The organism is Vibrio sp. 2132-1 (assembly GCF_033344315.1).
The window spans coordinates 1-959 of sequence record NZ_JAWPON010000129.1 but is presented as its reverse complement, the minus strand read 5'-3'; the positions used below and the strand labels follow the sequence as shown (position 1 = coordinate 959).

Annotated in this window: 1 protein-coding gene; it reads right to left on the bottom strand. The window is 47.3% G+C overall.

Annotated elements, in window-relative coordinates; translation table 11 throughout:
- Positions 1–9: 9 nt before the first annotated feature.
- On the bottom strand, positions 10–959 hold a 950-nt coding region (locus tag R8N47_RS23910; protein ID WP_005479051.1), incomplete at its 5' end, for an AbgT family transporter.

Here is a 959-nt window from a genome sequence, read left to right as displayed (position 1 = left end):
CCCTAAGTATTACGGTGTGTAATACGTTGCAGCGCCAGGGCCTACTGGTAAACCAAATACGAATACCCATAGGTAGAACAGCAGGCTCCAACCTACGATAAAGCAGATTGAGTAAGGCAGCATGGTCGCGATCAGCGTACCGATACCTAGATTCTTCATGTAGCGAGTCGCTACCGCCAAAATCAAACCAAAGTAGCTCATCATCGGTGTGATGATGTTCGTGGTTGAATCACCGATACGGTAAGCCGCTTGAATGGTTTCTGGAGCATAACCCACTAGCATTAGCATTGGCACGAAGATAGGAGCTGTCACGGCCCACTGCGCCGATGCAGAACCGATCATCAGGTTAATGAAGCCACACATTAGAATGAATGCGAAGAACAACATAGGGCCAGTCAGACCGATGCTTTGCAGGAAGTCAGCACCTGCAACGGCAAATACTTGGCCAAAGTTCGTCCACTTAAAGAAAGCAACAAACTGCGCAGCGAAGAACACCAACACGATGTACATGCCCATCGAAGACATTGATTTAGACATCGCATCGATAACATCACGGTCGGTTTTCATCGTGCCAACGACTTTACCGTATACAAAGCCAGGGATAGCAAAGAATACGAAGATGAAAGCGACGATACTTTTCAGGAATGGGGATCCTGCAACAGTGCCAGCGTCTGAACGTAGAATGCCGTCTTCTGGAACAATCGTCCAAGCCAACAAAGCAGACACAACCAACACAGCAAGACCAGCAACTTTCAGACCTTTCTTCTCAAGGTCAGTTAGGTTGCCCATTTTGTCGTTAGACAAATCTTCAGCCGCTTCTTCCTCGTTGTACTTGCCAAGTTTCGGCTCAACGATTTTCTCTGTAACGAATGCACCCATACCCGCGATGAAGAACGTCGACACAAACATGAAGTACCAGTTTACTTCTGGTCCAACAGTGTAAGTCGGGTCAATCATTT